Source organism: Nonomuraea glycinis, from assembly GCF_035920485.1.
Taxonomy (GTDB): Bacteria; Actinomycetota; Actinomycetes; order Streptosporangiales; family Streptosporangiaceae; genus Nonomuraea; species Nonomuraea glycinis.
Genome location: NZ_CP109166.1, coordinates 6,007,607 through 6,020,278, shown reverse-complemented (window position 1 = coordinate 6,020,278; position 12,672 = coordinate 6,007,607). Strand labels below are relative to the sequence as shown.

Genomic DNA, 12,672 nt, shown 5'->3' with positions numbered 1-12,672 from the left:
CTGGTGATTCACGCGGTTGCGGCGTCGATCGGGTTGCTGCCGAATCGGCCGGAGAGCACGACGGCTCGTTCGAGCTGGGCGAAGGCGCCCTCCGGATGCCGGTGGACCTCGTCGAGGAAGCTGTCTCGCATGCTCGATGCGAAGTCAAGCCGCGGATAGGCCGTCAAGATGTCGGCGAGATCATCGGATGCGATCCCTTCCCGGCCGAGTCCGGCGACGTCTACGGCCGCCCCCGCTTGGACCAGCCGGACGACGGGCACCTGCTCAGCCACGAGGTTGGTGTGCCGCAGGATCGCCTCCTCTACCAGATGGATGCGCTCAAGGTCCCATCCGCGCCCTTCGAGGAAGCGGCACGCGAGATCGGCCCCGGCGCGTGCGAACTCGCTCTCACCGGCGTAGGTGTCGGTGAGGCCGAGATCGTGGATCATCGCCGCGACGAAGGCCGCCTCCTCGTCGACTTCGGGCTCGGGGACGATGCACCGGCCGAAGAGATAGGTGCGGTAGCTGTGATTGAGCAGGTAGGCGGGTGCCGCCTCAGCGGCGAGGTCGGCGGCTGCCTGGGACGTGGGCGTTCGAGGAATCGTGGGGAGCATCGGATGGGTCCGTTCGTCAGAGAATTTGGACGGTCACCATCGTGGGTGGGCGCGGCCGATGTCTGCAAGGCCACGAATATGCCAGATTCGGACACAGCCGCACCAGCCGAGGTATGTCTGTAAATGACATGCCATTGTCATTGCGGACATCCTGACGATGCTGCAGAGTGGGCGAAATGCCCCCTCACATCGTCGTGATCGCCGTGGTCGACGGCGTCGAGCTTCTCGATGCCGCCGGCCCGATCGAGGTGTTCTCCACCGCCGATCGCCTGCTGAACAAGGACGTCCCCGGCTACAAGACGCTGATCGCCGGCCCTCGGCCCGGGCTCGTCCGCTGTGCCGGAGGCACCTCCATCGCAGCCGACCTCTCGTGGAAGGACCTGCCGCACGAGATTGGCACTCTCGTCGTGCCAGGTGGCCTGGTGTTCGATGAGAGCGGGGTGAAGGCGCTGGAGGCGGATTCGCTTGTTCAGTGGCTGGCCACCCCCGCCGCTCACGGCGCCTCCCGCATAGCTTCGGTCTGTGCGGGAGCGCACATGCTGGCTGCCGCCGGATTGCTGGACGGGCGGCGGGCGACCACACACTGGGCGACGGCGGCCCAGCTCGCCGCCGACCATCCCGAGGTGACCGTCGAACCCGATGCCATCTACGTACGCGACGAGCACGTGTGGACGTCGGCGGGCGTGTCCACCGGGATAGACCTCGCTCTCGCCCTGGTCGCCCACGACCATCATGCCGAGTTGGCCCGCCGTGTCGCCCGGTGGCTCGTCATGTACATGCGGCGACCGGGTGGTCAGAGCCAGTTCAGCGAGCTTCTGGCGTACTCGTCGGCCACCGACGCTCAGATCGCCCGTCTGCAGGCGTGGATTCCGGACCACCTCACCGAGGATCTGTCCAACGACGCGCTCGCGTTCCGGGCGGGCCTCAGTGTTCGGCACTTCTCACGAATCTTCCGTCAGCAGGTCGGGGTGACACCTGGGCATTATGTGGAGTCGGTCCGCCTCGATGCCGCCGCGCGGCACCTCCTCCACACCGGCAACGGGCTCAGAACCATCGCGAACGCGGTCGGGCTCGGCTCCGTCGAGACGCTCCACCGGCTGTTCAAGCAACGCTTTGGCGTCACGCCTGCGGCGTATCGGGAGCGTTTCACCGCAGGAGGATCATGACCCCTCATGCACCGCCGGGGCCGAACGTGATGGTCCCTGACTGAGGTGCTGCGGGCGGCCGTGGCAGTAGCGTGCGCGATGTCTGGTCTGTCGCTGTAGAACACACGCTCATTCGACGAGGGAGGCCGCCAGGTCTTCGACGCGGATGCGCCAGGCGTCCAAGGTGGTGACCTCGCCGGTGTGGGTGACGATGAGCCGGGGGCCCTGGCCGGTGCCCTCGGTGAACTCCCAGCGGACGCCGCCCGTGGCGGTGTTGTACTCCAGGAGCTTGGCGCTCTCAGCGCGCGTGACCGGGCCCGCGTCGAGGCCGGGGACGGTGAACGGGGCGGGTGGCGGCGCACCGGGGGTGGCGGCGGGGCCGTCGAGGAGTTGCCAGACGTCTTCGGCGGGGCGGGTGAGCTGGCGTTCGACACGGACGGTGTCGCCGTCGTTGGTGGCGGAGCGCAGGCCGAGGATGGCGATGTAGTCCTCGTGCAGGCCGGCGGGGCGGGTCGGGTCGGGTCCTTCGGGCAGGCGGGTGGGGCGGCCATCGAGCTGGGCGAGGAGGGCTTTGAGGCAGGTGTGCCAGCCGGCGGCGAAGCTGGCGGCGCCGTGGTGGTCGCTGAAGATGTGAGTGAAGGTGAGCACGGTGCCGCCGCCGGGGTGGGGGTGGAGGTGCCAGCGCAGTTCGTCGTCGCCCCAGGTGTGGGCGAAGGTGTGGGGTGGATCGTTCTCGGTGATGCGGCCGTCGGGGCCGAAGCCGTAGCCGATGCGGTCACCGTCGATGGTGACGTCGGCGGGGAACCAGGCGGAGAGGTGTTCGGGTCGGGTGATGGCCTGCCAGACCTTGTCCTGGGGGTGGGACAGGTGGCGTTGCATGCGCAGGGTGGTGCGGCCGTCGGGGTGGAGGGTGAGGGTTTCGTTCATGGGGTGGGGTCTTCCATGGTGTCGAGGTGCTGTTCGAGGTGGTCGAGGGTGGTGTTCCACAGGTGGCGGTAGGGGGTGAGCCAGGCATCGATCTCGGCGAGGGGCTGGGGGCATAGTTCGTACCAGCGGCGTTGGGCATCTTTGCGGACGGTGACGAGGCCGACTTGACGCAGGACGCGCAGGTGTTTGCTGGTGCCAGGCTGGGTGAGGCCGAGGTGCCGGGTGATCTCGGCGACTTGGTGGGGGCGTTGGAGGAGGAGGTCGAGGATGTCGCGCCGTGCGGGTTCGGCAAGGACGTCGAAGCGCATGCCCGCGAATATACCGATCCGGGTATATGTCCGCAAGGGCATGTAACAGGGCGTCCCCTCGTCCTCGGCTCGGGGAACCTGTGTACGTACCAGGTCGAGTTCGGGCCTTACGACAGGCGGCAGCCGACTTTGACCTGTATATCTCGCGTCAACCTCTGGTCAACACATGGCCCCTACGGTGATGGCTGGCCATTGTTCCACTTGTTCGACAGGGGGCTTTTGTTGTCGACTTTTGATTCGGCCGACTCCGCGACTTCGTTATTCGGATCGGTCTTCTCCGCGCTCGCCGAGGACAAGATTTTCTCGGATGCGCTCCGCCGCTCCGGGGCGAGGCACGTCCTGGAGGTGGTCCGGGCCACGCCCGCTCTGTGACGGCTGCGATGACGTCCTCGACGGGCGACGGATAGGAGTGCATGGCGCACGGGTTCGAACGCGCGAGCGTCCGCGACATCGCCGAAAGGGCCCCGGGTGCGCATGGCATCGGATCCACGTCGGGATCGGTTCATCGCGCCGGTGGACCGGACGCCCGGCGGCGGCTCTTGGGGCCCTTCTCCAACTCCGTCGTGGGTCCACGGCAGCCCAGCCGGGTAACAACCGGTGTACATAGCTTGCGCCCCGGCCACTCGGTCTGTACCGTAAACAAACAGATCGGTGTACATAAAGCCGTCACCCAAGGTGCGCTCGGAGGCATCACCGAACCAAGGGAGCGACCATGGGAAAACCGGCCGGCGCCGGCGTGGTGAAGGCGTTCACCACCATCTTCCGTCATGTGACTCGCCGATGAAGCTTGGATTCACGCTTCCCATCATCGGGCCCGCTATCAGCAGCGCCGCCGGCCTGAGCGCGTTCTGCCGCGGGATCGAGGACCTTGGCTACGACACGCTGTGGGTCGGCGACCGCCTGCTCCAGCCGGTCGACATGCACAGCATCTATCCGGGCAAAGAACAGCCGTACCCGCCGCAGATGAAGCGTTACCTCGACCCGATGCTGCTGTGGACCGTCGCCGCGACGGCGACCAGCCGGGTGCGGCTGAATGCCAGCACGCTCAGCACCTTCTACTACGAGCCGCCGCACCTGGCCCGGATGCTGACCACGCTCGACGTGCTCAGCGACGGCCGTCTCGAGGTCGGCGTGGGACTCGGGTGGATGAAGGACGAGCACGACATCTCCCGCAGCGCGGACTGGCGCCGGCGCGGGCGGATGCTCGATGACGTGCTGGCGTTCCTGCACGAGTGGTGGACCACCAACCCGGTGTCCTGGGACAGCGAGTTCTTCTCGCTGCCGCCGGTCCACGCCGACCTGCGCCCGGTGCAAGCGGGCGGGCCGCCCATCTGGATCGGCGGCGTCAGCGAGGCCGCGATGCGCCGGGTCGGCCGCAGCGCCACCGGCTGGCTCGGGGTCGATTTCCTGCCGGCCAAGGTCATCGATCCCTTGTGGTCGCTCGCGCGCCAAGCGGCGCAGGAGGCCGGCCGCGACCCCGACGCGCTGAAGAAGGCCATCCGTATCAACATCGAACCGGGCACGTCCGTCGATTCTCTGGCCGACAAGCTCAAGCGCTTCGCCGACTCCGGCGCGGACGAGGCATTCGTGGACGTCTACGCACTCTTCCCCTGCCTTGACCAGATGCTTGACTTCGCCGACCGGCTGATCGTGCGCACCGGCCGGTTGTGACCACCCAAGAGCCGGACAACCTTGAGAGTTCGCCTCGCATCACATGCCGCCGCACTGCCGCAGCACTGCCGCAGCACTGCCGCAGCCAGACGACGTCCTGGCCGTCCTCGTTCCCCGCCGGGTCCGCGACAAGATCGCGGACCCGGACAGAGGCGTCAGGAGTGATCGAACAGAGTGACTACGCTCTGCGGTGCTTCCCGGCCGAAGAAGATCTCCAGGTTCTCCGCCGAGCGGCCGGCGACGTCGCTACTACGTAGGAACAGCCGCTCCTCGTAGCCGGTGAGCGCGACCTCAATGTTGGGTTGCTCGACCAGCTTGCTCGCCAGGTCAGCGCCGTCGTACATGGCGAGGTTCGCACCCTCGCCGGCGAAGGGCGACATCAGATGCGCGGCGTCGCCGACGAGCGTCACGCCGGGCACCCTGTCCCATTCAAGCCCGACTGGCAGGGCATAGATGGGTCGGAGCCACGGTTCCGCGTCGCTCTGTGTCACAAAGGCGGTAAGCAGCGGCGACCAGCCATCGAACTCCTCGGCAAGTTGACGCAGGCCCGCGGACGGGTCGCCGAAGTCGATCGACCTCATCCACCCCTCGGGCTTGTTCAGCGCCACGTATCCGCGCACGTGCCCGTCGGCGTAGCGATGGACGATGATGCCTTTGCCCGGCGCGACCGCCATCAGCGTGCCGCTGCCGATCGCGGCCACGCTCGCCCGACAGTCCTGGCCGCCCGAAGCGAGGGCGATCTCGATGAAGCAGGTTCCGCTGTAGAGAGGCTTGGCGGGGGTGAGCAGCGGACGCACCTTCGACCAGGCACCGTCCGCGCCGATGACGATATCGGCGCGCGTGGCGGAACCGTCCGCGAAGGCGAGGTCGTAGCCGCCCTCCACACGGTGCCGGATCGAGGCGAGCTTGTGACCCCACCTGATCGTCTCGGGCGCCAGCGAGTCGATGAGCAGGCGCCTGAGTTCGCCACGATCCACCTCAGGGCGGGCCGAACCGGGGTCCGCAGGCATATCGAACAGGATCGTGCCGTGGCGGTCGACCACACGCTTGGCGTCCTCGCCCGGGCGGACCAGAGTAAGGAACTCGTCGTAGAGACCGGCCGCGCGAAGCGCGACCTGTCCGGTCTCTACGTGAATGTCGAGCAGGCCGCCCTGCGCACGGGTCGTCGCCGAGTCCTCACCCTCGTAGATTGTCGCGGCGACACCGTGAGCCTGAAGCACCCGGGCGAGCGTCAGCCCGCCCAGTCCCGCTCCGACGATGGCGATGGTCTTCTGCATGCTGCGCTCCTCTGTCGCGCCGACACGCGTCGGCGATAGTCAGCGCCAAAAGCGGACGGGGTGCCCGATCTCGGCAAGGAGACGCTCATCGATCAGAACCATCTGCATCGATGTACGAGCGATGTCAGGCGGGTGGACCCGCGGAACATCGTTTTTCGCGACTTTGCCACTATAACTGGGCATCCGCCTCGCGATGACCGGGTCCGCTCACGCTGCGACGCCTGTCGAGCAGCCACGGTCCGGGCCGGCACGGCATGCCCGACGTCAGGTCAGTGGCCGGCGTAGAGCGCCTGGGCGCTGCCCCACAGGCTGCTGGCGTTGATGTGCCCAGGGTGGCGATCGAGCATGGCGTTGAAGAAGCCTTCCGGGGTCGGGTGCCGTGGCAGGAGGTCGTCGACGTCATCGAGGTAGCGACGGGTCTCGGCGATGACCCGGGCGGCGTCGTCGCCGCGTCCTACGATCTTGTGGCCGGCCACGATCTGGCGGGGTGCGAGGGCTTCGACGACGCCGATGGCTTTTCGCCAGGCGTCGCGGCCGACACCGCCGGATTCGACGAGGAACTGGTGTACGCCGTTGTAAAGAACGTCCCCGGCGACGACCAGATGAAGGTCGGGTATGTGCACGACGCCGGTGTCGTCGGTGTCGGAGTGGCCGACGTCGACGAGGACCAGCTCGTGGTTCTCCAGCTCGATCCGGTTGCCGTCAGGTGGGACGGCGGTGACGGGCGAGACGGGGATCTGGCCAGGAAGGATCTTGTCCCAGAAGCTCTTCCGCGCGGTCAGGGCGCGGTGCATCTGCTCGATGGTCGCGGCCAGGGCGGTCACCTGAGCCCCGGGAAACCGGCCGGCCAGCATGTCCGCGGTGAACCAGTGGTCGCCGTGTGCGTGGGTCACCAGGATGTGGGTCAGCCGTCTGCCGCCGGCCTCGACCCAGTCGCCGACTGCTACCGCTTGCGCTGCCGTCAGTGGCGGGTCGATGAGGACAGCGTCGCGTTCTCCGTAGACCAGAGTGGTCGAAATGGGCGCCCAGGTACGGCCTTCACCGTTCGGCAGCCGGTCAGGCAGGGCCAACGGGATCGACTCGGAGACGAAGACCTCGTATCCCAGACCACTGCCGACGGTCGGATCGGCCGTCGTGCTCATCGCCGCGCCCCGAACAGCGCCAGGGCCTCGTCGGCCTCTGGGCGGTTCAGCATGCGGACCGCCTGCCCGGGGACTTCCGTCGCGGCCGAGGCGGCGACGGCGACGGCACCGACCTGGGCGGCGCTCACCCAGTCCGGGTCGCCGCCGCCATCGGTGAAGCGGGTCCTGACCGGTCCGAGCTGGAACGCGAAGACCCGCTTGTCCCCACCGAGTTCGACTGCGAGGACCTGCTGCATCATCAGCAGGGCGGCCTGCTCCATGCTGACCAGCCCGCTGCCGGGAATGGGGGTGAACGCGGACGCGCCCACGACGAGCGCGTAGGCGCCGTCACCCTTCATCCGGGGCAGGGCGGCGCGCAGCACGGCCATGTGCGTGGTGGCCGGCCCGGTGAACGCGCTCAGCCAGTCGCTCTCCTCGATCTCCCACAGTCGCTTCCCGGCCCACCAGCCGCCGATGGGGGCCACGACGTCATCGACGCTGCCCAGCCGGTCCTCCATCGTCGCGGCCAACGCCTCGGCGCCCGCGAACGTGCTGTAGTCGTGCACCACAAGATGGAGGTGGTCCGTCGCCGCATCGCCGAGCACGGCCTGGAACTCCTCCGCCCGCTCCTGGCTGCGGGTGGGGACCACGACATCCGCGCCGGCCGCGAGATAGGCGCGCACCGCGCCCTCCCCCACCCCGCCGGTACCGCCGGGAATCAGCACGTGCCGCCCGGACAGGTCCGTTGCGAGAGTACTGCTGGACATGAAGACCCACTCCTCACATTAAGAACGTTGGGATAACCAACGTTGTTGTGCCCAACATAGCATGGATCGTTGATCCGCCCAACGGTTATAATGAGGGTGCGATGGAACCCGAACCGACGGACACCGACCACGGAATGCGGCCTCCCGCCCGCCTGCGCGCCCTGACGAGCTGGCAGGCGAACAAGGTCTCGCTCCTCGGCGCGCGCATGACCGCACAGCACATGCCGCTCACCGCCCGGGCCGACTTCGCCGTCCTGGCCGCACTGGAGGAGTACGGGGAACTCAGCCAGGCAGACCTCGGCCGGCGCCTCGGCCTGGACCGCAACGAGGTCAGCGGCATCGTCACCCGCCTCCACCGCGACCACCATCTCGACCGCCACGTCGACCCCGACAACCGGCGCCGCAACGTCGTCACGCTCACCGCCTCAGGCAAGCGATACCTTGAGGAAATCCAGCACCACGCCGACACCGTCCAGGACGAACTGCTCGCCGGCCTGACCGCCGCCGAGCGCCGAGAACTGAACGCGCTGCTCGCCAAACTGCTCAGCAGCCACAGAGCGCAACCGGCTTGATACCGCGACGACACTCCGTGGCGTGTCGTGAGCCGAGCGCCCTGCATGCCGGACAAAGCGCCGAACACGACGAGCGCCACCAGCGTCGCGAGCAAGTTGCCGCGGAACGCCTTTCCGAACACCGCGTTGGCGAACCCTAGGGCCAGCAGGACAAGAAGCACGAGCACGGCGGTGAGAACGGCGTGCATAGTGTCGGTCAGCGTCGGCTCGACCCCACGCAGGTGGATCGGGACGAATGGCCCCACCAGGCCGACGGCCCCGATCGCGATCAGCAGTCCGGCCGTGACGCGCAGAGCGCGCGTGACGGCGTACAGCAGCGGAGCGCTGATGCCACAGACGGTTGCGGCTCGCCCGCCAGCAGCAGGTCGCTGTCCAGGGACGGCGCGTCGGGTGGCAGCAGTTCGGCGGGGATGGCGCTGCCGGCGCTGCCGGGTGCCACGAGGGCGGCTCCATCGGCGAGCAGCCCGCGGCGCACAAGATCGGCGTCCCGGCCGTCAGGGTGATACAGCCGGACGATGTGCACGACAGGCCGTCGGGCCGCGCGAAAGCCCGCTGTCAGCGCGGACATGGCAGGCAGCGATTCGGTGGTGCCCGGCGCTCCGTACGGCGCTTCGAACAGGAAGTCGTGTGCCCGGTCCACCTCCTGGCGGTCCGCATACGGACGCCGGCGCTTGACCCTGTCCTCGGAACACACGTTGGACTCAGTGGCACGGCGGTCGAGCGGCGCTTGGCCGGCGCTCGACGCATGCGGCGATCGCGATTCGCGACCGATGAGGAGACCACTCATGTCCAATGACAGCTCCGCCCAGGCGGAGACCCGGCGACGCCGGAGACTCAAGCCGCTGACAGCGGGGGTCGCGGCTGCCGGAGTAGCCGCCATTCTGGTGGCGGGAACGGTCGCGTTCCGGAGCGGCGGCGACGGTGAAGTGAGGCAGACACCGGATGTCGCCGTACTCGCCGGCCCGCTCGCGGACCAGGAGCCGGCCTGGGAGGCCTGCGAGTTCCGCGATGACGGCCCGCCCTTGCCGGGTGCGGACCTGTCCAACGTCGAGTGCGCCACCATCAAGGTCCCGCGGGACTGGCACGACCCCGACCCGGAGGTCACCTGGGATGTCCGGATCTCTCAGGCTCGGAACATCGATCCCACCGACCCTGACTACCGCACGACGATCATCACGCACCCCGGCGGACCGTACGCATCCGGGCTGTCCTACAGCACCACTGTCCAGATGTACACGCCAGAACTCCGTCCGACCACGAACTACGTCAGCTTCGACCAGCGTGGCCTCGGTCAGTCGAGCCACGCGGAATGCGCGTACGAGTACGACCCGGCCGACGGGCGATCGGCTGAGGCGCAGGCGATCGGCGAAGCCTGCTCGCAGGATGCCGACGTGGGGACCATGACGACCGAGCAGGCCGCCTACGACATGGACTTCATCCGCCACCTTCTCGGGCTTGAGTCGGTGACCTACATGGGCTATTCCTACGGCACCTGGCTAGGGACATGGTTCGGCAGCCTCTTCTCCGACAACATCGAGCGCATGGTGCTCGACTCGGCGACGGACTCGACGCGGGAATCGATCCAGACGCTCTACAACGCCGCCCACGAGGGCCGCGATCGCCAGTTCCGCCTGCACCTGATGAACTGGATCGCCCGCAACGACGCGACCGTCGGGCTCGGCACCGACCCGGAAACCATCTGGAAGCGGTACTTCGCGGCCACGAGCACCCCCGAGCAGTCGCTGGCGGCGCTCTACGCCTGGAACTCGGTGAATGGCCCGGTCGCCTTCTCGAACCCTGTCGCGTACCCGATGGCCGGAGCCTCGTGTCGAACATCATCGCCGAGGGCGAGACACCGGCGGACCCGGTGATCCCCGTAGAGTCGGCTGCTCGCATCATCGATCAGACGGACCTGCCCGACGGGCTGCGGGCCGCGGCGCACGAGCGCCTCGCGCAGCTGGCCGAACCTCCGGCCGGCGAACCTGGCGAGACGGTTCGCGGTACGCACGACTACGTGATCGAGTTCACCGCGTGCACAGACGGTCAGTGGACGCAGGGCCTCGACCACTGGGAGAAGTTCAACGAGCGCACGGCAGCCGTCGCGCCGCTGTCGAAGCAGCTCGGGCTGCTGGTCACGCCGACGTGCGCGTTCTGGCCGACGGATTCGAAGATGCCGGCCTTGGACGACAGCTTTCCCGAGACCATCGTCCTGCAGAGCGAGCTCGACTCGATGACGCCGTTCGAGCAGGGCTGGGCGGCCGGCACAGGGCTGCCGAACACGAGCCTGATCGCGGTCGACAACGAGAGCATCCACGGGGTGTTCCCCTACGGCACGGAAGAAGTGGACCGACCGGTGATCGACTTCCTCCTCGGCGGCGAGCGGCCCGCACGGACGATCGTCGCCGCGGGCAAACCTCTGCCCTTGGAGCGATTCACGTACGAGTCGTGGACGCCGCTGGACGAGAACGCCGAGCACGCCACCGACGTCAATCGGTTCACCGACCCGACCATTCTGGCCGAGACGGGCACGCTGAGCGAGACGCCGGCTCCGCAGCCCTCCTCGGGCACCCCGTGATGACCCGGTGCTGAGCGCGCGCGGCCCGAGTCGCCCCGGCTCGGGCCGCCACCGCGAGGCCCCGCATTTGACCCTGTTCCGGGAACATGGTTCTCAATGGGGGGAACCAGGGCGCAGGGCTCGTCCGGTGGGGAGAGGGGCACGATGAGTGACGAGAACCAGGTACCGGTCGATCGCGCGGACGGTGCGCCGCTCGAGCGGTCGATCGACGAGCCGCTGCTCGTCGAGGACGTGCTGCTGCTGCTCTTCCAGCCGTCCTCCGGCGCGATCGCGGGCGAGAACTTCCTCTTTTACGTGCTGGGCGGTGCCGTCGTCGCCGATCTGGCACTCCGCGACCTCACCGAGGTGCAGGAGGCAGGCCGGCTCGTCCGCCGCATCACCGCACGGGGCGACGCCCCGCACGAAGACATCCTGCGCCCTGCGTGGGACTACCTCGCCACGAAGCCGCGCGGTATCCGGACGGTGATCGCGGCGATCGGTCCGGAACTGCGCGGCAAGGTGCTCGACAAGCTCATCGACGACGGACATCTGCGACGCACGCGCAAGAAAGTGCTCGGCTTCATCCCATCGGAGTCCCTCGAGCTCGGCAGCGCGCGGCGCGCGGAGCTCCTCGCCCGCGTGCGCGCGACGCTCGTCGACGGGAACGAGCCCGACGCCAGGACCGCCGCGATCACGGCGCTGCTCTCCGCGAGTGCCAACCTGCACCAGTTCGATCCCGAGATCCCATGGACGTCGTCCGTCATCCACCGCGCGAAGGAGCTCGAGAACGGCGACTGGGGCGCGGCGGCCGTGGGAGCGGCCGTCACCCGGGCGACGATCGCCGTCCTCAGCGGCGCCCTGAGCGCATCGACCGCCGCGAATGCCGCCGGCCGCGGCTAGTCCGACCAGAGATCTCGCAGGATCTTTCTGCATCGTCCGGGACAAAATTCCTGGCCTAGGATGCGAGCGGAGGTAGGACCATGGCGTGGAGCACCCGCGAGCTCGCTGACCTGGCGGGCACGACCGTCAACACCGTCCGGCACTACCACGAGCGCGGCCTGCTCGAGGTGCCCGACCGACGTATGAACGGCTACAAGCAGTACGGCGTCCCCCACCTCATCCGTCTGCTGCAGATCCGCCGGCTCCGCGACATCGGCGTCCCGATCGCGGAGATCGAGCGTCTGGACTCCGGCGTCGGGACCTCGCCAGAGGTGCTGGCGGCCATCGACGCGAACCTCGTCGAGACGATCGAACGCAGCCAGCGGGCGCGCGCTGAGATCGCCGACATGCTCCAGCATGGCTCGATCACGGAGGTGGCGACGGGGTTCGCGAGAGTCGCGCCGCGGTTGTCTCCTTCCGAGCGATCCCTGACGCTCATCTACTCGCAGCTGTACCAGCCCGAGGTGATGAATGACGTCAGCGAGATGCTCGACGTCGACGCTGACGCCGCGACGGTGGAGTTCGAGTCGCTGCCCGCGGACGCCGACGAGGCGACGCGCGCTCGCCTCGTCGAGGAGTTCGCGAAGACGATCACGAAAGCTCTCGTGAACTACCCCTGGATAGCCGCACCGGAAACGCATCTGAGGCGTACGCCGATATCGACCGCTGTCACCATGGCCGAGACCATGCACGCGATCTACAATCCGGCGCAGCTGGAGGTCCTGGTACGAGCCACAGCGCTCGCGCGGGCGCGGGCGGACATGGACGAGGTGCCGGACCCCCGAGCATGACCGGCGG

At 68.2% G+C, this 12,672-nt stretch carries 14 protein-coding genes; 7 read left to right on the top strand and 7 right to left on the bottom strand.

Annotated elements, in window-relative coordinates:
- Nucleotides 1–8: 8 nt before the first annotated feature.
- On the bottom strand, nt 9–593 hold the full coding sequence (locus OHA68_RS28175) for an HD domain-containing protein (protein WP_327102962.1): 585 nt from the start codon (nt 591–593) through the stop codon (nt 9–11).
- A 176-nt stretch (nt 594–769) separates the two neighbouring features.
- Between OHA68_RS28175 and OHA68_RS28170 the strand changes: the two genes are divergently transcribed.
- Complete coding sequence (locus tag OHA68_RS28170) at nt 770–1,759, top strand: GlxA family transcriptional regulator (RefSeq protein WP_327109567.1); 990 nt, start codon at nt 770–772, stop codon at nt 1,757–1,759.
- Between the two features lie 108 nt (nt 1,760–1,867).
- Here the strand turns inward: OHA68_RS28170 and OHA68_RS28165 are convergent, their stop codons facing one another.
- Nucleotides 1,868–2,665 (bottom strand): SRPBCC domain-containing protein, encoded by a 798-nt coding sequence (locus OHA68_RS28165; RefSeq protein WP_327102961.1) that lies wholly within the window; start codon nt 2,663–2,665, stop codon nt 1,868–1,870.
- On the bottom strand, nt 2,662–2,973 hold the full coding sequence (locus OHA68_RS28160) for an ArsR/SmtB family transcription factor (protein WP_327102960.1): 312 nt from the start codon (nt 2,971–2,973) through the stop codon (nt 2,662–2,664). Before OHA68_RS28160 ends, OHA68_RS28165 begins: the two co-directional genes overlap by 4 nt.
- Nucleotides 2,974–3,753: 780 nt before the next feature.
- Here OHA68_RS28160 and OHA68_RS28155 point away from each other — a divergent pair.
- Nucleotides 3,754–4,644, top strand: a complete 891-nt coding sequence (locus tag OHA68_RS28155) for a TIGR03619 family F420-dependent LLM class oxidoreductase (protein WP_327102959.1) — start codon at nt 3,754–3,756, stop codon at nt 4,642–4,644.
- Between the two features lie 155 nt (nt 4,645–4,799).
- On the opposite strand, the gene OHA68_RS28150 is transcribed toward OHA68_RS28155, so the two are convergent.
- The 3 genes from OHA68_RS28150 to OHA68_RS28140 form a co-directional block, all read right to left on the bottom strand.
- Nucleotides 4,800–5,921 carry an FAD-dependent oxidoreductase gene (locus OHA68_RS28150; RefSeq protein WP_327102958.1) on the bottom strand — a complete coding sequence of 374 codons (1,122 nt, stop codon included), beginning with the start codon at nt 5,919–5,921 and terminating at the stop codon, nt 4,800–4,802.
- 269 nt (nt 5,922–6,190) lie between these two features.
- Entirely contained in the window at nt 6,191–7,063 is an 873-nt protein-coding gene (locus OHA68_RS28145) for an MBL fold metallo-hydrolase (RefSeq protein WP_327102957.1), read from the bottom strand.
- On the bottom strand, nt 7,060–7,809 hold the full coding sequence (locus tag OHA68_RS28140) for an SDR family NAD(P)-dependent oxidoreductase (RefSeq protein WP_327102956.1): 750 nt from the start codon (nt 7,807–7,809) through the stop codon (nt 7,060–7,062). Before OHA68_RS28140 ends, OHA68_RS28145 begins: the two co-directional genes overlap by 4 nt.
- Nucleotides 7,810–7,910: 101 nt before the next feature.
- Here OHA68_RS28140 and OHA68_RS28135 point away from each other — a divergent pair, with 101 nt between their 5' ends.
- Complete coding sequence (locus tag OHA68_RS28135) at nt 7,911–8,381, top strand: MarR family winged helix-turn-helix transcriptional regulator (RefSeq protein ID WP_327102955.1); 471 nt, start codon at nt 7,911–7,913, stop codon at nt 8,379–8,381.
- Between the two features lie 268 nt (nt 8,382–8,649).
- Here OHA68_RS28135 and OHA68_RS28130 read toward each other — a convergent pair whose 3' ends face one another.
- Complete coding sequence (locus tag OHA68_RS28130; RefSeq protein WP_327102954.1) at nt 8,650–9,168, bottom strand: hypothetical protein; 519 nt, start codon at nt 9,166–9,168, stop codon at nt 8,650–8,652.
- Here OHA68_RS28130 and OHA68_RS28125 point away from each other — a divergent pair.
- From OHA68_RS28125 to OHA68_RS28110, 4 genes are all read left to right on the top strand, one after another.
- Complete coding sequence (locus tag OHA68_RS28125; protein WP_327102953.1) at nt 9,167–10,252, top strand: alpha/beta fold hydrolase; 1,086 nt, start codon at nt 9,167–9,169, stop codon at nt 10,250–10,252. The two genes, OHA68_RS28130 and OHA68_RS28125, sit on opposite strands and share 2 nt — an antisense overlap.
- Nucleotides 10,207–10,956, top strand: coding sequence for an alpha/beta hydrolase (locus OHA68_RS28120; RefSeq protein ID WP_327102952.1), 750 nt, complete (start codon nt 10,207–10,209; stop codon nt 10,954–10,956). Before OHA68_RS28125 ends, OHA68_RS28120 begins: the two co-directional genes overlap by 46 nt.
- Nucleotides 10,957–11,100: 144 nt before the next feature.
- Nucleotides 11,101–11,835 carry a GOLPH3/VPS74 family protein gene (locus OHA68_RS28115; protein ID WP_327102951.1) on the top strand — a complete coding sequence of 245 codons (735 nt, stop codon included), beginning with the start codon at nt 11,101–11,103 and terminating at the stop codon, nt 11,833–11,835.
- Nucleotides 11,836–11,915: 80 nt separating this feature from the next.
- On the top strand, nt 11,916–12,665 hold the full coding sequence (locus OHA68_RS28110) for a MerR family transcriptional regulator (RefSeq protein ID WP_327102950.1): 750 nt from the start codon (nt 11,916–11,918) through the stop codon (nt 12,663–12,665).
- Nucleotides 12,666–12,672 lie beyond the last annotated feature (7 nt).